The 23,272-nt window shown below is 52.6% G+C and carries 20 protein-coding genes; 9 read left to right on the forward strand and 11 right to left on the reverse strand.

Annotated elements, in window-relative coordinates; translation table 11 throughout:
- Positions 1-163: 163 nt before the first annotated feature.
- The 5 genes from AC4G46_RS26190 to AC4G46_RS26210 form a co-directional block, all read right to left on the reverse strand.
- Positions 164-1,888, reverse strand: coding sequence for a cellulase family glycosylhydrolase (locus tag AC4G46_RS26190; RefSeq protein WP_491125284.1), 1,725 nt, complete (start codon positions 1,886-1,888; stop codon positions 164-166).
- 876 nt (positions 1,889-2,764) lie between these two features.
- Complete coding sequence (locus AC4G46_RS26195; RefSeq protein ID WP_491125285.1) at positions 2,765-3,742, reverse strand: LacI family DNA-binding transcriptional regulator; 978 nt, start codon at positions 3,740-3,742, stop codon at positions 2,765-2,767.
- A gap of 305 nt (positions 3,743-4,047) precedes the next feature.
- Positions 4,048-4,809, reverse strand: coding sequence for a SagB/ThcOx family dehydrogenase (locus tag AC4G46_RS26200; protein ID WP_221803079.1), 762 nt, complete (start codon positions 4,807-4,809; stop codon positions 4,048-4,050).
- Positions 4,810-4,947: 138 nt separating this feature from the next.
- Positions 4,948-6,201 carry a copper amine oxidase N-terminal domain-containing protein gene (locus AC4G46_RS26205; RefSeq protein ID WP_491125286.1) on the reverse strand — a complete coding sequence of 418 codons (1,254 nt, stop codon included), beginning with the start codon at positions 6,199-6,201 and terminating at the stop codon, positions 4,948-4,950.
- Between the two features lie 172 nt (positions 6,202-6,373).
- The gene (locus AC4G46_RS26210; RefSeq protein ID WP_039876697.1) at positions 6,374-6,598 is read right to left on the reverse strand and encodes a helix-turn-helix domain-containing protein; all 225 of its coding nucleotides are present in this window, start codon (positions 6,596-6,598) and stop codon (positions 6,374-6,376) included.
- A gap of 304 nt (positions 6,599-6,902) precedes the next feature.
- Between AC4G46_RS26210 and AC4G46_RS26215 the strand changes: the two genes are divergently transcribed.
- A complete protein-coding gene (locus tag AC4G46_RS26215; RefSeq protein ID WP_491125287.1) occupies positions 6,903-7,385 on the forward strand; it encodes a DUF2975 domain-containing protein in 483 nt (160 codons plus the stop codon).
- A 10-nt stretch (positions 7,386-7,395) separates the two neighbouring features.
- Entirely contained in the window at positions 7,396-7,614 is a 219-nt protein-coding gene (locus tag AC4G46_RS26220; RefSeq protein WP_277472802.1) for a helix-turn-helix domain-containing protein, read from the forward strand.
- A 103-nt stretch (positions 7,615-7,717) separates the two neighbouring features.
- Here the strand turns inward: AC4G46_RS26220 and AC4G46_RS26225 are convergent, their stop codons facing one another.
- Positions 7,718-7,903 (reverse strand): hypothetical protein, encoded by a 186-nt coding sequence (locus AC4G46_RS26225; protein ID WP_491125288.1) that lies wholly within the window; start codon positions 7,901-7,903, stop codon positions 7,718-7,720.
- 489 nt (positions 7,904-8,392) lie between these two features.
- Here AC4G46_RS26225 and efeO point away from each other — a divergent pair, with 489 nt between their 5' ends.
- From efeO to AC4G46_RS26240, 3 genes are all read left to right on the forward strand, one after another.
- A complete protein-coding gene (gene efeO, locus AC4G46_RS26230; protein WP_491125289.1) occupies positions 8,393-9,295 on the forward strand; it encodes an iron uptake system protein EfeO in 903 nt (300 codons plus the stop codon).
- Positions 9,296-9,312: 17 nt separating this feature from the next.
- Positions 9,313-10,617 (forward strand): iron uptake transporter deferrochelatase/peroxidase subunit, encoded by a 1,305-nt coding sequence (gene efeB, locus AC4G46_RS26235; RefSeq protein WP_491128982.1) that lies wholly within the window; start codon positions 9,313-9,315, stop codon positions 10,615-10,617.
- A 235-nt stretch (positions 10,618-10,852) separates the two neighbouring features.
- Positions 10,853-12,655, forward strand: coding sequence for an FTR1 family iron permease (locus tag AC4G46_RS26240; RefSeq protein WP_491125290.1), 1,803 nt, complete (start codon positions 10,853-10,855; stop codon positions 12,653-12,655).
- Between the two features lie 309 nt (positions 12,656-12,964).
- Here AC4G46_RS26240 and AC4G46_RS26245 read toward each other — a convergent pair whose 3' ends face one another.
- Positions 12,965-14,155, reverse strand: a complete 1,191-nt coding sequence (locus AC4G46_RS26245; RefSeq protein WP_491125291.1) for an IS256 family transposase — start codon at positions 14,153-14,155, stop codon at positions 12,965-12,967.
- Between the two features lie 514 nt (positions 14,156-14,669).
- Here AC4G46_RS26245 and AC4G46_RS26250 point away from each other — a divergent pair.
- Genes AC4G46_RS26250 through nagA form a run of 3 tightly spaced genes read left to right on the forward strand, consistent with a single transcriptional unit; the run spans position 14,670 to position 17,463 of the window.
- Positions 14,670-15,548, forward strand: a complete 879-nt coding sequence (locus AC4G46_RS26250; protein WP_491125292.1) for a MurR/RpiR family transcriptional regulator — start codon at positions 14,670-14,672, stop codon at positions 15,546-15,548.
- Entirely contained in the window at positions 15,548-16,279 is a 732-nt protein-coding gene (gene nagB / locus AC4G46_RS26255; RefSeq protein WP_491125293.1) for a glucosamine-6-phosphate deaminase, read from the forward strand. The genes AC4G46_RS26250 and nagB overlap by 1 nt, the downstream gene beginning before the upstream one ends.
- Entirely contained in the window at positions 16,264-17,463 is a 1,200-nt protein-coding gene (gene nagA / locus AC4G46_RS26260) for an N-acetylglucosamine-6-phosphate deacetylase (protein WP_491125294.1), read from the forward strand. The genes nagB and nagA overlap by 16 nt, the downstream gene beginning before the upstream one ends.
- Positions 17,464-18,617: 1,154 nt before the next feature.
- Here nagA and AC4G46_RS26265 read toward each other — a convergent pair.
- Complete coding sequence (locus AC4G46_RS26265) at positions 18,618-19,586, reverse strand: YhcN/YlaJ family sporulation lipoprotein (protein WP_491125295.1); 969 nt, start codon at positions 19,584-19,586, stop codon at positions 18,618-18,620.
- 185 nt (positions 19,587-19,771) lie between these two features.
- On the opposite strand from AC4G46_RS26265, the gene AC4G46_RS26270 reads away from it, so the two are divergent.
- On the forward strand, positions 19,772-20,842 hold the full coding sequence (locus AC4G46_RS26270) for a glycosyltransferase family 4 protein (RefSeq protein WP_491125296.1): 1,071 nt from the start codon (positions 19,772-19,774) through the stop codon (positions 20,840-20,842).
- 65 nt (positions 20,843-20,907) lie between these two features.
- Here the strand turns inward: AC4G46_RS26270 and AC4G46_RS26275 are convergent, their stop codons facing one another.
- Genes AC4G46_RS26275 through AC4G46_RS26285 form a run of 3 tightly spaced genes read right to left on the reverse strand, consistent with a single transcriptional unit; the run spans position 20,908 to position 23,266 of the window.
- A complete protein-coding gene (locus tag AC4G46_RS26275; protein WP_491125297.1) occupies positions 20,908-21,945 on the reverse strand; it encodes a glycosyltransferase family 4 protein in 1,038 nt (345 codons plus the stop codon).
- Positions 21,942-22,664 (reverse strand): glycosyltransferase family 2 protein, encoded by a 723-nt coding sequence (locus tag AC4G46_RS26280; protein WP_491125298.1) that lies wholly within the window; start codon positions 22,662-22,664, stop codon positions 21,942-21,944. Before AC4G46_RS26280 ends, AC4G46_RS26275 begins: the two co-directional genes overlap by 4 nt.
- Positions 22,665-22,690: 26 nt before the next feature.
- A complete protein-coding gene (locus tag AC4G46_RS26285; RefSeq protein WP_491125299.1) occupies positions 22,691-23,266 on the reverse strand; it encodes a class I SAM-dependent methyltransferase in 576 nt (191 codons plus the stop codon).
- Between the last annotated feature and the right edge of the window lie 6 nt (positions 23,267-23,272).

Below are 23,272 nucleotides of genomic sequence, written 5' to 3' on the forward strand. Positions count from 1 at the left end.
TGAAAACTCGCAGAGTATCGTAGACGGAACGGTCCTACGGGAAGACTCCCTTCCGGCAGCCGGATAAAGTGCACCCGGTGTTTGATAGGGCTCCAGCTCATAAAAAAACCTCCGCTTACCCGGTAAGGGCAAGGGAGGCTTCCTGCTGTTAATCTAGATCGCGCTAGAGCGCTTCACCGCTAACTGCGGTTCCGTTCTTCGTAAGCTTGTAGCTTACAATTTTACCGCTCCAGAAGTGGAATTTCAGAATCACTTCCCCGTCATTGACTTCCTTGAAGAAATTCTCCGTCAGGCTGATCTCTCCTGTACTGTAGGAAGGGCTGAACGTGTAAGCAAACTCCTTATAAGGTGTCCAGTTCTGCGGCCCGGCGTTGCCGCCTGCAGCATACACGGCTTCCATTGTCGCCAGGCTGTCTCCGTTAAATACAGCCGGAATTTTAAAGGAGGCTGTTGTACCGGAGACGCTGCTGAGCTTAGGCTGGGCATAGACCGTCAGCTTGAAGGTCCAGGCAGCACCTTTATTGAATTTCGCCGTAATGATGGCGTTCACACCCAGCTTGCCTGATTTGGTTAGGCTCTCCAGCTTGGCCGCCTTAATTGTCAGCTTATTGCCGCTGAGAACATAGTCGCTTCCTTGCTTGAGCTTGCTGCCTGCTACGCTGAGCGAGGTCAGCTTATTGCCGTTCAGGTTGAGCAGAACGTCCGTATCCTTGACCGCAGCACCCTTTTCAAGATGGATGAGATCGCTTTCAGCAGTGGCTGAGCGTATGCTCCAGCTGGTCTTGATCATCGTGAACAGCTGCGGATCAGACCACTTATAGGTCGTACGGCCAAAATGCTGCCCGTTGTCCCACAGCATCGAAGTAATCCGCTTCTCTTTCAGGTAATAGCCGAGGAATTCAAAAAATTTCAGCTTCTCCCCCTGCTCAATTGCAGCCGTACTCTGATCAAAGCCAAGCAGCCCGTATTCGCCGAGGATGACCGGAATTCCCTTGGCGGTAAAGGTAGCATGTACCTTGTCAAAGGTCTGGATGATGTCATTTTGCGTATCGGCATCGAACTTGGTATAGCCTGCAATATTGACGCTGAACGGCCAGAAGCCGTAGTAATGCACAGTGGCGATCAGATTAGGATCCTTCAGTCCGGTAATCGTCTGGTACAGCACATCCATCCGCTCCTGGGTAGGTGAGGATTCAAGTGACGGAAGGACCAGCGGCCGGGCTGTATTTTTGCCGCCTGAGCTTCTGACGATGCTGTGGAAGGACTTGTTCAGCTCGTTCAGCATAGCGGTGGCTTTTGCTTCATCCGTCGTGCCGCCGTCGGTGAACCGCGGTTCGTTAATGCTCTCGAACATCAGCTTGTTCGGATAGTTCTTGAATACTGCAGCCACCTGTTTCCAGACTGCGTTATAGCGGGCCAGTACTTCGTCATGCTTCTGCTCCATCCCGCTGACCCACATCCAGGAATCATGGTGGACATTGATCATGACATACAGCTTCTCAGCAAGCGCCCAGTCCACCACCTGCCGGACTCTGGCGAGATAAGCGGGTTCGATCGTGTAGTTCGGAGCTGCTCCGATGTGTACATCCCAGGTTACAGGGATACGGATGCTTTTATAGCCCTGGTCGGCAATTTTCTTGATCAGCTCTCTGGTCACCTTCGGATTGCCCCAGGAGGTTTCGTCGGGGCCTGTGGCATCGAGCGTATTGCCGAGATTCCAGCCCGGCTGCATGGCATCCACATAGGTCTGCATGGCGGTTGGTTTAGGTTTCTTGGAGGCTGCCGCGGATACGTTAGGCGTTACCAGTGCAAGCAGCAGAAATGCGGATAGTGCAAGTAATAATAGCTTGGGCAATGCTTGTGGCAGCGATGATTTATTCTTAGGCATGAATACGTAATCCTCCCTTATGAATGATCATTGTCTTGCGATCCCCCCGGAGCCTGGTACACCTGTCACCTCCACTTTTTATGTAAACACCCCAATGCAAGCGCCATATTGTAAACGCTTACCCAAAAGAATATAGCATCTTTCCCCGCCGGCAAATATCCCAATAATTAGTGGAAAAATCCCGGACAAATTATTGATTTTGCTGTTGAGAGCCGAAGCTGTAGTATAATAACTGCACGCTGTTACTCAAAACTATTGGCATACGAGGATCGGCTGGGTCCTGACTTAGGCAGAAGCTAAGTGGATTTTTGCATACCAAAATTCCGCAAACTCTGGCTCGTGCGCAATCTAATAGGATAAAACAGCCGAATTAGCAGTCTTTTTTACAACTATATATTGGAAGAGGGAATCAGCTTGCCCAGAAATCCCGTAATGCCTGCTATCACGCTCAGCCTGTAGCACTTTACCCTTAGAATATGCTGCGGGCCGAGCCTTTGCCTAAGGGAGCGTGAAGTGCATGAAGCCTTACCGGACCAACCGGAACCGGGCCTTGATCCGGCATCACAGAAACAGGGTTATTCAACGAAAAAAACGTTTAGCCAGCACGACAGGATGGAGCTTCGGGCATGAAGGAAGCTTCAGTAAAGGAAAAATTCACTGCTCCTGCTACTGGTGCTGCCGAAAGAGCAGACAGATTGGTTTTCCTAAATCAGAGCTGGTCAGGCTGGCGGATTGTGAATGACAACCAGCACAATCCATGCCGGCGCAACCGCATTACCGTATTTCGCTGTCTTCGGCGCGTCATTTCAGGCGGGCGATGACGAGATGGCGCAGAGCGCTGCGGATTATATTGAGTATATTGGGCGGCTCAAGCCCCTACACCGTCCCCCGCTCAATAATCTCATAATCCAGCTTGCGGTATACAGGCTGTCTGTTCCCTGTGCGGATCTGCTCGTGGATGATGCAGAAGGCGGCGGCGCCCATGTCGTAGAGATGGTTGTCGATCGTGGAGATGTCGAGCAGCCGGCCGATCGGCTGGTTGTCAAAGCCCATCACAGCGATATCCTCAGGAATACGCAGCCCGTGCCTGCGCGCTTCAATAATAAGCCCCGCTGCGACATGGTCGCCGGTAACAATGAACACCTCGGGCCTTTCCTCCATCTGAAGCAGCGAGCGGGCAACCGCCGCCCCGTTCTCCTCCGTCATGTTGTCGAACACCATCCATTCCTGCCGGAAGGGCAGATCATGTTCAGCCAAAAAAGCGTGAAACGCCGTCTGCCGGATGGAGGCGCTGCTGCCGTTCCGCCTCCCCTCGCAGTAGCCGATTTTGCGGTAACCCTTATTCATTAAATACTCCAGGCCATGCCAAAAAGCGGCATAATGCTCAATATACACAGATGAAAACCGCCGTTCTCCGCTGTCCTGGCAGGTTACAACCGGCCCGTACTCCGTATACTCCTCAATGACCTCCGGCTGCAGTGCCGTAGATACAATGACCACACCGTCAATTTCTTTGTTGCGCAGCATCTCAAGTACCTTCAGCTCCTCATCGGGAGCATAATTGCTCTGGCAGAGGATTAGCCGGTACTGCGCGAGCAGCGCCTCATGGGCCAGCCCGTCCATTACCACCGAGAAATAAAATAAATTGATATACGGCAGAATAACCGCGACCGTCCCCGTCCGCCCGGTGCTCAGATGCACCGCATTCATATTCCGCGCATAGTTCAGCTGCTCTATCGTCTGGAGCACAGCGGCTCTCTTGGACTCGCTCACATAGGGATGATTGTTCAGCACCCGGGACACAGTGGTTACGGAAACGCCGGCAATCCGGGCAATTTCCTTGATATTGGCCATCAGCGCAGCTTCCTCCTGAAATTAGGCGTCTAGTGGTTTTATTTTACCACACCGCTCCCCGAAATTTTGTATTGTAAAAAGCTTGCTATGGAACGCATTTCATACTCTACACTGAAACTGTAACAGCTTACCGGACTAAACCGGCGTGACCGCAAGGGCGTGACGGACCGGATAAGTTACGAATTTCCGCCGAAAGAGGCGGTTTTTTTTATTACAGCAAATTCTGAAGTACAACAAAGAAACCTCCCCTCATCCAGCGGGATGACAGAAGGCTTAAATGTTTCATTTTTGTATGACGCAGGCAGCTATTCCCGTTTCTTCCCGACTGCACCAAGATAGATTACGAACTCTTCCTCGCCGTCTAATCCCAGAATCTCATCAATCAGCTTTTGATCGTAGATTCCGATTGCGCAAGCCCCCGCACCGATAGATTCACTGGATAAATAAAGATTCTGGCACACATGCCCCACATCGATGAGGATTTTTTTGTGGGCTGAAATATCATACTTCCATTCGGAGCGGTAGGGCGTTGTGCTCCACGCAAACAATACAGCGGCTTTCTTGGCGAAATTAGGGACAAACGGCTGGTCTAACGTAATAGCGTCAACCTTCTGTTCCATCTGTTCCAGTTCAAACATAAATAAGAGCTTATGCTCGGAAGGCAGGTACCTGTAAATCCCCTCTTGAACACCCTCCACCCTCATAATCAGTAAATAGGTTTCAAAAGTGTGCGTCGCCCCGCTGCAGGGTACTGTCCGCAAGGTAAGCCCATTCTTGTTCATCCCCGTAATCCCCTGGGTCGCCCATAATAAATAGGACAGCTCCTCAAGGCTTAGCGTTTCCGCAGAATAAAATCTCGTACTTCTTCTCTGATCTATGCAATCAAACATATTTCCGTTACGTAAAACCTCTCTGCTGACTTTCGGCAAATCAATGATTTGCGAGTCTGGATCAAACGGCTTAACAACCGGCGGCTGGGCCACTCCCTTGATCTTGTCTGTTTTTATATGCTTGAACTCATGAAAATTGGATTTAAGAAATTGCCTTTGCTGCTCGTATCTTGCCATAATGGACCCTCCTGATGACTTGGTGACTTAAATTTATCATGTTATAAAAATTAGTTTGTGACGGTAATCACAATCTTCACTCAAAAAAACTCCCATTATCCCGCAGGATAAAAGGAGTGGTTTAGATGTGCTTCATTATTACCGTACATAAGGGCTTAACAGCTTAACTTGTTCAGGTTCAAGCTTGTTAGTCAGCCTGATGCTGGTGATTGTCCAGCTGCCGTTTTTCTTGGCTGCATCAATTGCGTAAATGGCGACGAACGGTGCCTGATTATCCAGTAAATCCCCATTGGCATCAATGGGGAACACGTTCATTGTGATTTCCAGGCTGGCCGCCGGTCCGTTAAAGGCTGTTCCTTCCGCTGACGTTAATTTGAAGCCGGAGGCAAATTCGTTCAAGTGGACCTTATCAGACCAATTCTGGATCTCCTTAGCCGACGCGGATTGGCCTGTAAAGAGATTCATATACGCCTGAACATCACGGTTATATTCCGTAACAGTCATGTTGCGGATCAGGCCATATACTCCCGTGTCTACTTTGAAGTCTGCAACCGGGACCTCCTCAGTCGTGCGGTAGGAGGTTAAGCTTTGTATTTTCCATCCGCCTGTCCGCTTAATCAGGTTCGCAGCATAATAACCGCGGTTAGTGGACTCGGGACGCTCGCCCGGCAAACCTTTATCTACCACCCGGGATACGATCTGTATCAGCTTGGCAGATGCTCTTGAGCCGTTTAATTGCACCTGTGGCGTGCCTTCTATCTGGTACCGGTAAGATTGAGTGCTGAAGTAGTTTTCCAGACTCTGCAGCGTTTCGGACGTTTTGTCCCAGGTATCCAGGTACCCTTGTCCATCGCCATTGCTTAAAGCATTCATATTTTGGGTGAGAACCTTAATAATTTGTGCTTTATCGTCTTCCGGATTGGCTGCCGGAGATGCTGCATTTGATACCACTGTGGAATGCCCTTTAGAGTCAATCCTAACAGTCTGGCTGGCCGTGTCCCATTTAACATCCGCACGCAACGCATCCGCGACAAAACGCAGCGGAATCATGGTGTTGCCGTCTATGGTCTGCGGAGGCGCATTGAGCCTGGTCACCTTTCCGTCGATAGCTGCATCTGTTGAATTAACTGTGAGCGTGATAAGGGAGACGCCCCTAGCCGCTGTTATCTGTTGTTTCGCCTGATTCCAGAAGACCTTGGCTTGCAGTGTTTCGAAGATAGCCCGCATCGGCACAAGCACGGAGCCCTTCACATTTACCGGCTTTGCACTGTAATTCTGCTTGACCCCATCAACAATAACCGTAATCTCTTTGGCGCCGGGCGCAGCTCCTGCACTCGCGGCGATCGCAGATACAATACTCATAACCAATACAAAGGATACGAAGCGTTTCAATATTATTTCCTCCCAATTGAATATCCCTGCTAGCAATACCCATTTCATAGTACTGATAGACACATTCCTTGTAAATGCATTATTTTCCAGACCCGTCCGGGCAACAAAAAACCTCCCCATCCCGCAGGATAAAAGGAGGCATAAACGTGTCACTGCAGCGCAGCCAGGCCAGCTATATTTTCAGCTCCCCAAGCTTGATCAGCTCGACAACCGCTTGCGAACGGCCTTTGACGTTTAATTTTTGCATGACGTTGGAGATGTGGTTGCGGACCGTTTTTTCACTAATAAATAACAATCCGGCAATATCCCGTGTAGTTTTGTCTTGCACGAGGAGCTCGAATACTTCGCGCTCACGATGCGTTAACAGAAATTTGCTGTGATGATCGTTCCCCTTCAATGGTGTCACCCCTCCTTGCCCTGGGTTTGTTTGGTATAACAAGGTAAAGGGATACAGTCAAAACATACTATGTATGCGCAATGTCAATGGTGCTGTTACTGACCCAAATTGGGCGGAGGCAAATGTCCCGTCAGGGACAGGCTGAGTCTAAATGATGCAGCAAATGGCCGGTGCCTCCCGTCGCACCATCCCAAAATACTTATTAAACAATAATAAAGTATTCATTATCACTATATTTTTATTGTAATTCAATAAATATTGTGGTAAGTTATTATCAAAATTACTCATAAGTGAGGGGCTTGTTATGGAACGTGGATCAACACTTTTTTTGAAGGCGGCGCTTATTCTTATCAGTATTCCGGTGCTGGCCTTGTGTATCTTTGCGGTGCCGGAGATTGCGGAGTTTGCAGCGGAATTGTATCCGGATCAAGCTTATCTGAAGGTTCTTGTCCTGCTCGATTTATATGCATCGGTACTGCCCTTCTACTTCGCGCTGTATCAAGCGTTTAAGCTGTTAAGCTACATCGACCGGAACAAGGCGTTTTCGGAGCTGTCCGTACGGGCCTTAAAACTGATCAAGTACTGTGCCCTGGTCTTCAGCGGCGTGTATGTGCTGGGAATGCCTCTCTTTTATCTGCTGGCGGAGAAGGATGATGCCCCGGGCATTATCGTCATCGGGATGGTGCTGATTTTTGCCGGGATGGTGATAGCCGTCTTTGCTGCCGTTCTCCAGAAGCTGCTTAAAGATGCGATTGAACTAAAATCAGAGATTGACCTGACGGTCTGAGGTGACGACAATGGCGATAATCGTAAACATTGATGTGATGCTGGCTAAGCGGAAAATGAGTGTAACCGAGCTGTCGGAGCGGGTGGGCATTACGATGGCCAACCTGTCCATTCTCAAGAATGGCAAAGCCAAGGCGGTGAGGCTCTCCACCCTGGAGGCGATATGCAAGGCCCTTGACTGCCAGCCCGGAGATTTGCTTGAGTACAGAAGTGACGATAAGACCCTGTGATACACACAAATAAAAGACCGCAGCTCCGGAGGCTTTCCGGGTTAGTGGTCTTTGGCTGTGTTAGGATACTTGCGTAATATTTATCTATCTGCTGAAGCCGGTATCAGTGGTAAATAATAGACTTGATCCGGGATTGTTCCTCATAAGTGAGCGGGCTAACGGGCTCTGGTGTATGCAAATGACGCTGCACGGTATACTCCATGTTCAGATAGTCATCCTCCCCGGATGTTACCTCCGGCTGCCAAAATCCAATGACCCGGTTCTTAAGTTCCTTCAATACTTCCAGCATTGCGTTCATCCTCCTCGAGCGATGAAATCATAATTTGAATCCCTTTTTGGTTACGCTTTCATTATAACATATTTTACGTCTCTGTCCACCGGTAAAAGACATTATTTAACGGGTTTTATTCGAGAATATAACATTTTAAAAGGGAAATGTGTACTTTAAGAGGACCAATGTTTCTGTACAGGAGACACTTTATTTTTATTAAAAGTTTCCCTTCCTGTCTGAGAATATACCATGCATTTCTAACAGGTAATGCACTTTAATCAGAGCCTGCCGGTTTACAGTTGTGAGAAACGTCATATTTTTTTTATTGACAGTCCCCATGTCCAGATTTATGATAAGTCCAGCTCAATTGATAACGGTTCTCATCTATGCAAGAAGAAACGGCTTTGCCGTCCTTTAAGGGACGGTATCCGTTCTGCGCGAAATAGAAGGATTATTTATCACGTGCAACATATAAATTCTTATATTTAATAATAAGGGGTGTTCTGATTGAAATTTAGTTATGCTGTTCCCGCCGGGCTGCTCGCGGCCTCCATCCTGTTCGCCGGATGTTCAAGCAATGACAACAATGCCGGCAGCAATCCGGGAAATGAGGCAACTGAGAGTAGCAGCACGGCAACTAATGTCCCCGCCTCCACTACTGAAACCTCCGCAGCGGCTGACGCTGTAGACTTAACTTCTGCCCTGGAGCAGTACCGGAATTACGTGATAGAGCAATGCGACGAGTTCGTCAAGCAGACTGAAGGCTTCACTACGGCGGTCAAAGCCGGGCAGCTGGAGGAAGCTAAGGCGCTGTACGCTCCTGCCCGCATGTACTATGAACGGATCGAACCGATTGCTGAAGCACTGGGCGACCTTGATCCGAATATCGATGCCCGGGAAGGTGATGTCGACCCTGCCGACTGGCGCGGCTTTCATAAGCTTGAACAGGCGCTCTGGCAAAACGGGACCACCGACGGTATGAACGATACTGCCGACCGGCTGCTGAAGGATGCCCAGCTGCTGCGTGCCAAGGTAGAAACCACGGATATCGATGCTACCCTGCTCGTTACCGGTGCTGTCGGCCTGCTGAACGAAGTCTCCTCCTCCAAGGTGACAGGTGAGGAAGAACGTTATTCGCACACAGACCTGTATGATTTTGTAGCCAATGTTGAGGGCGCACAGAAGATCTACGAGCTGCTGAAGCCGGAGCTGGCCAAAAAAGATCCTGCCCTGGAGCAGACAATCGGCGAACGGTTCACCTCCCTGCTGGACGAGCTCGCCCCGTTCAAATCAGGGGACGGCTATGTCTCCTATGAAACTCTGAAGGAAGATGAAATCCGCAAGCTGAGCCAGAGCCTCGATGCCTTGGCTGAGCCGCTGTCCAATATGGGTACTATTCTGGGAGTGTGACCGGCATGAAGAAAAAAATGAAGTCTGTAACACCTTCGCCTGAACAGGAACAACAGAGTGAACCTTTATTGGAACAGAAACTGAGCCGCCGCGATATGCTGCGGCTTACCGGTGTCGGCGGCTTGGGGCTGCTGCTCGGCGGAACCGGCGCAGGCAGCCTCATGGCCGCCCGCAAACCGGCCGTTCCCGGACCTGCTGCTGCGCAGGCCTCCGGCGATGCCGTCCCTTTCTACGGAAGCCATCAGAGCGGCATTCTGACCCCGGCACAAAATTTTATCTGCTTTGCGGCCTTTGATCTGACAACTGCCAAGCTTGCCGATGTAAAAAAACTGATGCAGGACTGGACCGCTGCCGCTGCTGCCCTGACCTCAGGCGGACTGATCGGCAGCGTCAATGATAATCCCAATCTGCCCCCGTCGGATACGGGAGAGGCTGACGGCTTGTCGCCTTCCAAATGCACCATTACCTTTGGGGCCGGGCCTGCCTTATTTGACGGACGGTTCGGACTGGCTTCAAGACGTCCGGCCACATTTGCCGATCTCCCGGCTTTTGCCGGAGATGCGCTGGAACCGCAATGGTGCGGCGGCGATCTATGCATTCAGGCCTGTGCCGATGATCTGCAGGTAGCCTTTCACGCCATCCGCAATTTGGCCCGCATCGCCCGGGGCACAGCGGTGCTGCGCTGGACCCAGGAGGGCTTTCAGCGGACCGGCAGCGCTGATCCCAAAGGCGGAACGCCGCGCAATCTGCTCGGCTTCAAAGACGGAACCGGCAATCCCGATGTCACTGATGCGGCTGCCATGCAGGAGATTGTATGGAGCGGCAGCGGTGACGGTCCCGCGTGGATGAACGGCGGCACTTATATGGCCGTCCGCCGTGTGCAGCTGCGCATCGAGGTATGGGACCGCTCGACGCTTAGCGACCAGGAGACGACGTTTGGCCGCTACCGGCAAAGCGGAGCTCCGATCGGATCCAAGGATGAATTCGATGAGCTGGACCTTGAAGCCAAGGACCGCAGCGGCCAGCCGGTTGTGCCTGCCAACTCACACAGCGCGCTGTCCCACGGCGACGGCTCGGTCAAAATCCTCCGCCGCTCCTATTCTTATTCCAGCGGCATGAATCTCAAGACAGGCCAGCTGGATGCCGGGCTGCTGTTCATCAGCTTCCAGAAGGATCTGGTCAAGCAGTTCGTCAGCATCCAGCAGCGCCTGGCCAAAAGCGACAAGCTGAACGAATATATTCTCCATACCGGCAGCGCCGTCTTCGCCTGCTTCCCGGGCGTCCGGGAGGGCGGGTATATCGGCGAGACATTGCTGGGCTGAGTGCGGCAGGTGAGGACAAGTGCCGGAGGCGGCAGGTGAGAACAAGAGCTGAGTGCGACTAGTATGGCTGGGTGCCGGAGACGGCGGGTGAGACCAAGTGCTGAGTGCGGCTAGTACGGCTGGGTGCCGGAGAAGGCGAGTGAGACCAAGTGCTGAATGCGGCTAGTAAGGCTGAGGATGCATCCATCCCGGCGCTGCGCCCGGCACGGATAAATGATGACAGGGGGACTCCGGAGTGGGATGGAATATACAGAGGAAGTTGGCCCTTATGCTGGCCGCCGCTCTTTTAGGCGGCCTGCTTCTGCTGCTGCCGGGGAGACCGGCAGCCTTTGCTGCGGCGGCGGACCCGCCGCTCGACGAGCTGCTGCCGCCGGTCGGCAGCGCGCTCGCCCGAGCAGGCCAGGGCCGCTGGGACGCGGCCGCCGCCGATGTAGAAGCGTTCGCGGCGCTGTGGCGCACCGCGAACGAAGGCACGCCGGACCCGGCACTCGCCGGTCCGGCTGCTGCCGTTGACGCCGCGCTTGAAGCGGCGGCGTCTGCCCTTGATGCGGGCGGGGACGCGCCCGCATCAGAAGCATTGTCCACGCTGGCCAAAAGCGTGGACAGCTACGTCACTGCCGCTTCCGGCGGCAGTGACGTAAGCGCCGCGGGGCGCGCAGCCGCGGCGAAGCTGCTGCCCGCGGCCCGGGCCACGCGGGACGCAGCGCACAGCGGCGACTGGACGGCGGCGGCAGAAGCCTACCGTACCGTCGTGAACAGCTGGGCGCCGGCGGAGCGCGGCATCCGGGTGGACAATCCAGCTGTCTACGCGCTGCTGGAGACCAAAATCAGCCTGCTGCGGATCGCGCTGCAGGCTGAGCCGCTGCGCACGGAGGCAGCGGCCGCGGAATCGGAGGCCTTGTACACGGTGCTGTCCGATTACAGTGAAGGCAAAGCTGTGAGCACAGGAGCAGCTTCAACAGAACCTGCCTCGATTGCAGGACTGGTCAGCTACCTGAATCAGGCCACAGCTAAGGCAAAGGCCGGAGACAGCTCCGGTGCGGCCGCAATCATGGAGCAGTTCATTGCCGCCTGGCCTTCAGCCGAAGGCCAGGTACAGATTGCCTCGCCCAAGGTATATACCAACATTGAGAACGAAAGCGCAGAAGTCACAGGCAATCTGCTCTCAGTCCCGCCCAAGCTTGAAAATGCGCTGGCTGTAATGGATAACATGCTGAGCGAGCTGACTCCGCTGGCCGGAGAGACAAGCTATACCGCCTGGGATGCCGGCCTGATTCTGCTGCGCGAAGGCCTTGAGGCCATTCTTGTGCTCTCTGCCCTGCTGTCCTATCTCAAAAGAGAAGGCGGCCCTGGAACGCAGCGCTGGATCTGGTCAGGCGCGGCATCAGGTCTGATCCTCAGTATTGGTCTGGCTGTTCTGCTTAGCTATACGATTTCACAGGCTGCCTCAGGAAGCGCCCGCGAGCTGATTGAAGGAATCACCGGCCTCGTTGCGGTAGTAATGATGCTCACCATCGGGCGCTGGCTGCACAGCAAATCGAATACTGCAGCCTGGAATCAATACGTCGGCCGCCAGGTTAACGGCGCTTTGGCCAAAGGCAGCCTATGGTCTTTGTTCGCTGTGGCCCTGCTGGCGGTGCTGCGTGAAGGCGCGGAGACGACGATTTTTTATGCCGGGATGGCTTCTTCTATTGCAGTCTCCCAGCTGCTGCTGGGGATCGGGGCTGCTTTAGCCATACTTATTGTCATCGGCTATGCCATTATTGTGCTGAGCGCCAGACTTCCGCTGGCCGCCTTCTTCCGCGTAGCCAGTCTGCTGATATACTACCTCGTGTTCCGGTTCCTTGGCGAGAGCATCCACTCCCTGCAGGTCGCAGGTAAACTGCCGGCACATGTGGAAAATAGTCTCCCGGCCGTCAGCTGGCTCGGGCTGTTCCCGACCTGGGAAACGCTGCTGCCCCAGATCCTGATCCTGGTGTTTATTGTCTGGGGGATCCTGCGCGGCAAAAACAAACAGAATACACGTACCGTCAGCTAATTACTTCATGCCCGCGTCTTGGATGACGCAAGGGTTGCAGGAGCGGAGAATCATTACCGGGTAGTCCCGGAGATTCTCCGCTTTTTTGCACTAATTAGTTTGATTTTCGCCACTTAATTTCAGTGTTTAGAGGCATTCACATCTATTAGTTGGAAAAAAGACATCTAATTCAGGCTGTTTACCACTTTTGAGGGTAGCGTCAAGAAGTTTGTGTAAGAGAGTAGAAAGTAACTTCTCGGGTGTCCGTTAGTGAGTGCAAGTGTTCTTTGGGGCGGGGGAACCCCGCCCCAAAGAACAAGGGGAATTGGACTACTTCTCTTGCCCTTCCCGCACCGGGTATCGCACTTCAAACATCTCGTTCAGTTTCTTCTTTACCTCCAGATCACCGAAGCCGCGAATGACCCGTTCGGCAAAACGTTCATTGTAGTCTATTACATCCAGGTAGACAATTTTCTCTGCCGCATCCATATTGGTGAGACTGTTCATCGGCTTCAGGCGTTTTCGGATTTCCTTGTTCATTCGTTCAATTGGATTGGACGTGTAGATGGCTTCTTTTATGAGCGCGGGATACTTATAAAAGGTCAACAGCGTGGGCAACTGTTCTTCCCAAGACCGCATTTCTTTCGGGTAGAGCTTGCCCCATTTGGCCTTCACCGTGTCAAACGCAGCCCGGGCCAGATCGTGGTCTGCAGCCGTGTAGATCGTCTTCAGATCTTCAATGACTTCCGTTTTGTGCTGAACCCGAATTTTCGGAAAGGTCGAACGCACTTTGTGGACGATACAATGCTGCACATCCGCCTTCGGATAGGTTTCACGGAACGCTGCACCCAGTCCCGGCAGTCCATCAAACACACCCAGCAAGACTTCCTGGACACCACGGTCGTAGAGGTCTTTGAGCACCTCGCGCCAGCCGTTTGCGCTCTCTTGGCCGCCTACGTAAAAGCCAAGGATCTGGCGGTGACCGTCTTCGTCGATCCCCATGGCGAAATAAACGACTTCTCCGCTCACGGTGCTGCGCTTGAGCTTCACATATAAGCCGTCCAGGTAGATGACGGAGTAGCGTTTGTTTAACGGGCGTTTCTGCCACTGATGAATGTCGTCAAGTACCGTAGCTGTAATGTTGCTAACGGTCGTGGGAGAGTAGTGGCTGCCGAACATACTTTCAATGAACCGGGCCACATCTCGCGTTCCCATGCCACTTTTGTACATCTGGATGACAGCTTCCTCAAGCCATCCATCCCGTCTTTGGTAGGGCTCAAATAATTGCGTTTGGAACAGACCCTGACGGTCGCGGGGGACCTCTAACTCCTCCACATTGCCGTACTTGGTGTGCAGGTTTCGTGTGTAGTATCCGTTGCGACTGTTGTGGTTCCCGGCTTCCTCACTGGTCATGAATTGCTGGATTTCCGCCTTCATAATGGACTCCAGATTGTCTTTTACAAATTGGGTGACAAGATTTTCAAATAGATTATTTAACATGTTTTCGGGTAGAATAGTCATCGAGTAGGGTCCCTTCTTGGTGGTGTCGTAATCCCGAGAATACCCTACTTTTTTGTTGCCTGACTAGGCTCCAAATCCTGGTACACAACTTACTTTACGCCATCCTTTTGAGGAAATTTCAACGTAATTAAGTAGCTTTTTTCCAACTAGTCTGCCCATTGCGGAATTTATCGGAGAATTAGGTAGCAATTTTCCACTTAAATGAATTCGAATTGTGTTTTTCCAGTTTAGAATAGCCGTAGTTAAAGGGAATTACTGCATTTCCGGGCGGCTGATGTCCGTTTGTGAATTTTTCGATTTTCTCCCTGCTGTTCGATAGCTGAATTCCTCCTCTCCCCGTTCTGACTTTAACCCGCCTCATCAACACTCCTGCTTAAACTACTGCTTGCATCCTGAGACAATATGTTTTATTCTGATTATGAAAATAATTTTCCTCAAAATTATTGTATTAATAAAAATAATTTCAGTTGTTAATTCAATTTGAGATCATGATACAGAAAAGAAGGTGGAGCCATTGTCTCCTATACTGCATGCCCTGGAGCATGAGCAGGCAAGCTTCTCTCAAATGGAGCGCAAGCTGGCGGAACGTATTTTGTCATCCCCCGGTGAGATCGTCCATATGGGAATTACAGAGCTGGCGGAGCAATGCGGGGTTAGTCCCGCTACGATTACGCGTTTTTGCAAGGTGCTGCATTTCAAGGGTTTTCCCGATTTCAAAGTTAAGCTGGCGGCAGAGATTGCCCATGGTGATGCTTTGCCGCAGGACGGAAGCTCCTCCTATCAGGACATTGTTGCCGGGAACCCGCTGTCCGTCATTGTTGAAGCCATGCAGGCCAATCACCTGACCTCGATCAGGGATACAACGGCGCTGCTTGATCTGGAGCGGCTGCAAAGCGCGGTTGATCTGCTCTGCAATGCCCGCCGGGTCGATCTGTACGGGATGGCCACCTCGTCGATTGTCGCGCAGGATTTTTATCAGAAGCTGGTGCGCATAGGGGTCAATTGTACTGCTTTTGCCGATTCGCATATGCAGATTACTTCCGCTTCCTCACTCGCCAAGGGTGATGTGGCTTTTGCCGTCTCCTATTCCGGAGAGACACCGGAGACGATTGATGCCTTAAGCTGTGCCAAGTCCAGCGGCGCTTCCACCATTTCGCTTACTTCGTACGGCAGCAGCACTCTGGCTGCACTGGCCGACATCCCGTTGTTCTCCTCCTCACTGGAGCAGGGCATGCGCCGGGGGGATATGGCTTCACGGATCGCACAGCTGCATATCATTGATATTCTGTTCACCGGCATGGTCAGCACCCGGTTCGGGGACTTCATCCCCAAGCTGGAGCAGTCTTATCTGAACGTCCAACACTACCGACATAAACGGGGAGGTCAATCCTAATGAACATCCTTACATTCAAGAACCAGGAAGATTTCGCGGAAACCGGTGCTAATCTGATCGTCAGTCTGCTGCAGAGCAATCCCAGAGCCGTACTCGGCCTTGCTACCGGCAGCTCTCCGGTCACTGTCTATGCCAGACTGGTCGAGATGCACTGCAAAGGGCTGGTCAGCTTTGCCAAAGCATCCTCTTATAATCTCGATGAATATGTGGGCTTGCCTGAAGACCATCCGCAGAGCTACCGCAGCTTCATGAACGAGCATCTGTTCAACCATGTCGATATCGACCTGGCCCGTACTCATGTGCCTAACGGCAATGCGCCGGATCTTGCAGCCGAATGTCTGGCATATGACCGGATGCTGGAGGATAACGGCCCGGTTGACCTGCAGATTCTCGGCATCGGGAGCAACGGCCACATCGGCTTCAATGAGCCGGATGCCAGCCTCAGCAGCGGCACACATGTAGTGGATCTGCTGGAAGAAACGCGGGAAGCCAATGCCCGCTTCTTCGACAAGCTGGATGATGTGCCCCGCCAGGCGGTAACCATGGGGATCGGCGGCATTCTCAAAGCCCGGCAGATTGTTCTGCTGGTGCGCGGCGAAGAGAAGGCAGAAGCGGTCCGTAACGCACTGGAGGGTCCGATCACGACCCAGTGTCCGGCCTCACTCCTGCAGAGCCATCCGAATGTTGTCGTTCTGCTGGACGAAGGAGCTGCCAAATGGCTGAAATCATGACAGAAACGGTCTCCGGACAGCTGCTCTATGGCAAGGTACTCACCCCGGCCGGTCTGATAGCAGATGGCGCCGTTGCCGTCTCAGAAGAACAGATCCATTACGCAGGTGAAGCCGCCTGGCTGCCTGACGCCTATGCTGAATGGCCGGCTAACGGTCAAGGGCAGGGCGGCTTGCTGATTCCCGGATTTGTCGATGTGCATGTGCACGGCGGAGCCGGATACGACTTCATGTACAGCGACAGCCGTGCGCTGGATACGATCACCCGCTTCCATGCCTCGCAGGGAACCACTACAATGCTGGCGACTACGATGACCGCGGCCAAGCCGGAGATCGACCGGGTGCTGGCCGAGGTGGACGCCTACCGCACAGCCGGGATGCCTTACGCCCAGTTAGCCGGTGTCCATCTGGAGGGGCCGTTCATCAGCCAGAAATGGCCGGGGGCGCAGAATCCCGGGCACATCGTACCAGCCAATATCGGATGGCTGGAGGCATGGGAGCAGCAATATCCCGGGCTGATCCGTCAGGTGACGCTTGCGCCGGAACGCGAAGGAGCGCTGGAAGCCATCTCCTGGCTGCGCAAGCATGGTATAACGGCTGCCTTGGGACATACCAATGCCACCTTCGAGGAGGTTATCGCTGCTGCAGATGCCGGGCTGAACCAGGCAGTGCATATGTACAACGCGATGACGCCGCTGCATCACCGCAAGCCCGGCGCAGCCGGAGCGGTAATGTTCGACGACCGGATCCGGGCGGAGATCATTGCCGACGGCATCCATGTCCATCCCGCAGCGATCCGGATCGTAACCCGGCTTAAAAACAAAGCCAATCTGCTGCTGATTACCGACGCGATGTCCGCAACCGGGCTGGACGACGGTGAATATACGATCGGCGACCTGCCCGTCATGGTCAGCGGCGGCGTAGCTACTCTGAAGGAGCATCCCGAGTCGCTGGCCGGAAGCACCCTGACCATGATCCGCGGCTTCCGCTATCTGATTCAGGAAGTCGGGCTCAGTCTGCAGGAGGCCTCACAGGCAGCCAGCTTTACGCCGGCTATATCGCTGGGGCTGCAGCGCACCATCGGTACGCTGGAGGCCGGCAAACGCGGCGACATCCTGCGGCTCGATGACCAGCTTAATCTGCACGGGGTATGGATTAACGGCCGTGAAATTACAGCTATAGATTAAATACGCAGCGGTCCCCGGTCTTTTCCGGGGACCGCTATTCTGTTTGTTATGCGGCATACGGTATACCTAACCCCAGGCCTAAGCTCAACCAGTACAGCACCATACTACTCCATATCACATCACACGGCATCCACATGCGCCACATCACACAGCACCACGTCATACCGCACTACATACACCGCACTACATCACACCGCAACACATCACACCGCAACACAGGTAACTTTAACTGCATTTAAGAGACTGTCGATTAATTCCACTACTCCTTGTCTCAGACCAATTTTCTTTTAAGAGTTCAAGGAACGAATTACTTAAATGGCTCTAAATCGATCTGAAAGACATGTTTTGGTGACAATGCACGCTCAAGATCATTAATCGACAGTCTCTTTGACACAACTAAAATGCTTTTTTACTTATCAATCCCCATATAGCTGTATTCTGTACACTGAAACAAGAGTTATAACCCTTTTTGAGCAATTTCAGCAATTACCATGCAAAAAAAGGAATGCCCGCAGACTATGTCTGTAGAACATTCCTTAGTTAGGGGATACCTCTAAATCCGCTCATTTAGCCTCACCGGCCGAAATCAAAGGCATTTATGCCCTTCATTTCGCTAATTTAGCCTCACCGGCTAAAATCAAAGGCATTTATGCCCTTCATTTCGCTCATTTAGCCTCACCGGCTAAAATCAAAGGCATTTATGCCCTTCATTTCGCTCATTTAGCCTCACCGGCCGAAATCAAAGGCATTTATGCCCTTCATTTCGCTCATTTAGCCTCACCGGCCGAAATCAAAGGCATTTATGCCCTTCATTTCGCTCATTTAGCCTCACCGGCTGAAATCAAAGGCATTTCTGCCCTTCATTACGCTTATTTAGCAAGAAAATAGAATGGATACAGTCTCACCGGATTAAGCTCCCTACTACTGTATAGAATACAACAGAACATGTACTTATCCTTTGCCCTGAGATAACTCATAACCAGGTTCCTTCTACGCCTGTCCGGCGGACAGCTGAACATAGGAATGAACCGGCTGTGCAGCGGACCTCAATCTTGTCCGAGTACAGCCGGTTACGTTTAGCCAGTGCAGTCACGTTACGATTCGCTTTGCAGTTACTTTCTGCTAAACAGTCACTCTCCGCTATTGCAGCGGCCTTAATACCCGCTGCGCATCGGGAAGATACGCTCCACCATTGTGCCGAATTCTTTCGCAAACCCCTTCAGCGGGTGGCCTGCACGGGCTTCCCGGGCATAATAGTCAGCCCGCTCCACGAAGTCGGGGTTAGCTGACACGTAGACGTTCCGGATAGACGGATTAACCTTTTTGACTTCGGCGGCAATCCGGTCCTTCATGTCGCTGGTCACATCATCGCTAGTGTTCATCCGGTAATTGTTATTAGGCGCAACGCTGCGGATTCCGATTCCGCTGCCCATGCTGTCGTCAATATCCCGCTTCATCCGGGTTCCGTCCGTGTAATTGCTGCCGGACAGGATACCGTTTCCTCCGTTACCCGGATAAGCCTGCGGAGCCGTCATGCCGGTTCCCCCGACCGTTCCAGTGCCCGTCAGGCTCTTGGGAACTCCATCCATGGAGCCTCCCATACCTGTTACACCCGGTGTACCGGTTACACTGCCACGGCCGCCGGTTCTATATCCGTTATTCATGCTGCCTGCTCCGCCTGCCGTATGCCCGTTATCCAAGCCGCCCATACCGCCGGTGCGCGGCAGCGGCAGTATACCGGAAGCATTGCCGGCGTCATAGCTGTAAGAACGATAACTGCGGGTGCCGATGTTACCCTGGGTACCGATGTTACGCGGTTTGCCGTTGGTATCGTCAAGCTTGACGGCAACATAGGCGCTTCTTCCGGCCAGCATGACATTGGCTGAGCTTACCTCCGGCATGGCCGAGACATGCTCGGCAAGCTCCTGGCTCATCTCCATTTTGTCATAGGTATTGCCCCGCACCGCATTTGTCTGAATCCGGCCGCCGTTATTTCCTTTTACGCTGTTTGTATGCACATTGTTACTGTCTGCGGAATGATTAACACCGCAGCCGGTAAGACTGATCATCCCCAGCAGCAAAGCCGTTGATACTACTGATGCGCTGACTTTTGACCGTATCATAAACTCCAGCCTCCGCCTCTACAATATAATGAATGCAGCATAACAAGGCTTAGCTTGACCCGCAGCAGGGCGTGCTATCCTGAAAGGATTTGGCATTGGCTGCCCGCATACTGTCACATGCCGGGGAACCTTCGCGTATCCTATAGACAGTAGGGCTCCGCAAGGTGAACTCAGGAGGGTTGAGCATGAAGGTATTATTTACGTTTTATGTACCCAGCGGCGGGGTCGAGACCCTGAACAAACTGCGGTGCGAAAGTCTGCAGGGCGAAGGCATCGAATGCCATGTTCTATATCTCATGCCGGGTTCTTCGCAGCAGAATCAGAACAAATTCCCGGTATTTATCGCTTCCGGAGATGAAGAAATCCGCACATTGCTCGAATCCGAGCACTACGATGCGATTATTGTAACCTCTGACTACCTGCTGCTGGAACGCCTGCGACGGCTTGGATACGGCGGCATTCTGATCTATGAATCCCAAGGGCTCGGGAAACGTGAAGATGCGAAGAATATGATTATAGAAGCGGTTCCTTATTTACGTTCCCATTGTAATGCCGTGCTGATTCCGCCTACTGATCATCTGGTGGAATATTTCATTTCCATTTGCCCCTGGCTGCACCGCTATATCATTCCCAACATTGTAGATGTAAAGTCTTTCCATTACATCCCGGGCGAGAAGCCTGCCGACCCGGTTATTGCCTGGGTCGGCAGGCTGGAGAGCAACAAGAACTGGCGCGAATATCTGCAGATTGCCAAGGACATCCGCAGCAGCAAGCCCAATCTGCACCTCTGGATGTTTCATGATCCGCAGCTTGCCAGTGAGGAGCAGAAGCAGCTTTTTAATGAAGAACTGTATCGGCTGGGATTAAATGACCGGCTGGTGGTCTTCACGAATATTCCTAATCACGTGATGCCTGTATACTATTCGTCCATAGCCGCTTCCGGAGGGTTTCTGCTGTCTACCTCGATTACGGAGGGCTTCGGTTATGCCGTGGCTGAAGCCATCTGCTGTACCTGTCCCGTACTTAGCACCGATTCTGACGGTGTCCGTTCTTTTATCGTCCATAATTACTCCGGCAAGTTCTATCCGCTGGGCAATGTAGGAATTGCGGTACAGGAAGGCCTGGAGCTGATGAACAATCTGGAGCTGCGGGACAACATCCGCTCCCAAGGCAGAAACCATATGGAGGTCCGGTTCGGCTCTGAGCGTTATGCCCACTCGTTCCGTGAGATGCTGAACTCCTTTTCGATTTTCTAGGTGCATGAAGCCAGGCAAAAGAACCTTCAGGATCCCGGTGCCGCCACCGGGCCTGAAGGTTCTTTTTAGTTGCGGGCAACGATATCGTACAGCTCCGCCTGAAAAATCTGCATGCTCCGCTCCCAGGTGAACCGCCGGGAATCCTGTTCCCCCCGGCTGGCCATTCGTTCGCGCAGCTTCTTATCCCTTATTAAAGTGACGATATCCTGAGCCAGCCTGTTCTCAAAACGGTAGGACATCAGGCAGTTATGCCCGTGCATGCCGTACTCCAGATTGCCTCCGGAGTAGACTGTAGCCAGTGCCGCCCCGCAGCGCATCGCCTCTAGACCGGGCAGCGAGCCGGTATCAAAGGTGCTGGAGCTGACAAAAATATCGCTCTCATTATAATGGTAGCACAGCTCTATATCATTGGAAGGTGTACGCGTATGGTAGCGGGTATCGGCCAGAATGGCCTTCAGTGCAGCAGAATCGGCATATTCTCCCGGCGGTGTAATCAGATAGATCTGCACCTCGGGATGCATCTCCTTTACCGTATAAAGCTCTTGCATAAGATACTCCTGCTCCCGGTGACCGGAGAATCCCCCTTCCGGCTTACGCAGGATCGCTGATACCACGAGAGGCCTTCCCGGTACGTCACGCATCTGCATATTGTGAAAATCCCCGTTCACGCCAACCGGTACAATTCTCCCTTTAATGCCATGGTTGATCCTTACAATCTCCTGCTGCCAGCGCGACAGCACCATGAGGTTACGGGTAATGCTGTAGGAAGCAAACGACTGGTTATTGTCGGGCAGGAAGGTAGGTTCATAGCAAAGTGCAAGCCTGACATGTATGCCTTTTCCCTGCTCACTCGCCCGCTGGGCCGCCTGCACAGTGGTATAGTAGTTGGAGATAATAACGTCCCCGTAAGGAAAATCATGCTCGGTCAAGTTGACGGCAGACGAGTGGATCACCTGGCAATGCATCTCGTATTCTACGGTGCCTCCGGCAGGCATAAGTACGATTACATCATGCCCTGTACCGCTGAGGCGGTTGGTCAGTTCGGCCAGCATCCGCTGTGCGCCTCCCCTGGACAGGGTCAGAACCGGAAATATCAGCCTCATGGCCATCCCTCCTTTTTAAGCAGCTTGGCAAGAGCACTGTTATGCTTGGCCTGTACCATCTTAATTTCCCTGCTCTGCGCTTCATTGTGAATAACGGAGCCCATCGCCTGGTGTACCCGGTAATCCAGCAGGGGCTCTTCTATATAGGACCAGCTGTAATGCGGCAGAATCCGCAGCCACAGATCATAGTCCTGGGTATAAAGGAATTTTTCATTAAATAGCCCAACTGCCCGAAAAATGTCCATATGGAGCAGAACAGAGCTGCCATTAACCGGACAGCCCGTCATCATCGTCTTGATCAGCTCACGCCTGTCGGGAAAAGGGACACTGATAACTTCGGATACCCGTTCGCTCTGTTCATTGATGTAGTAATAGGCAGTATGGTTAAAAAGAGTCCCTGTGCTGCGCATCTCCTGCAGCTGCCGCTCAATCTTGTGCGGGTGAAACCGGTCATCCGCGCTTAACCAGGCAAAATAAGCTCCGCTGGCTGCCTTAATCCCCATATTGAGCGCCGATCCGGTACCTCCGTTTCCTTTGCGGATATAGATGATTTTGTCCCTGTAGGGATTAAGCCTCTCGGTGTACAGGGAAGAACCGTCGTCAACCACAATCAGCTCAATATCAGAGTAGCTCTGGGCCAGCACGCTTTCTACCGCCTCATCAATATAAGGACAATTGTAAAAAGGGATTACCACCGATACCTTAGAGCTATGGTTCATACGCTCACCTCCTTCCCGAAGTATGGTTAGACCGTTTTGCAGGCCAGCAGGGCATCCAGCGGCGCGTGATCTTCCCCGAACGCTTCCCGGAAGGCCGGATTCTCCGCATGATGGTATCCTTTCAGCACAGTCACCGAGTAGCCGAGCTTCATGAAGTCCTCAGGCTCCCAGCCGCTCCAGTGCCGCTGGTAATACTCGCCCTGCAGATGAAAATGATCCGTCCCTTCCTGCGGAAAAAATCCGCGCGGCGTAAATACCACTACACGGTTCGAGGCGATAATCTCCGCTTTGCGGAGCAGCTCTTTTCCTTCGTCCATTGTAAAATGCTCCAGCGAATCAATCAGCGTCACTGCCGAGAACGTTCCCGGCAGAAACAGCTTGTCGATATGGCTGGCATTGGCATGGATCGGGATAATACAGGGCGAAGTATATTTGCGGTGCAGCAGATAGGGCCGGTGAATATCCAGGCCGATTACTACAGCAGCTTCATAGCGTTCCAGCAGCGCCCCGGTCCCGCTGCCGACATCCAGAATGCTGTCGGAAAATTTCAGCTGCTCCAGCAGAACCGGCAGGAAGTCCTTCACTTGAATTTCCCGGTACATAGGCTT

The sequence above is a fragment of the Paenibacillus sp. fava2 genome (genome assembly GCF_058313675.1).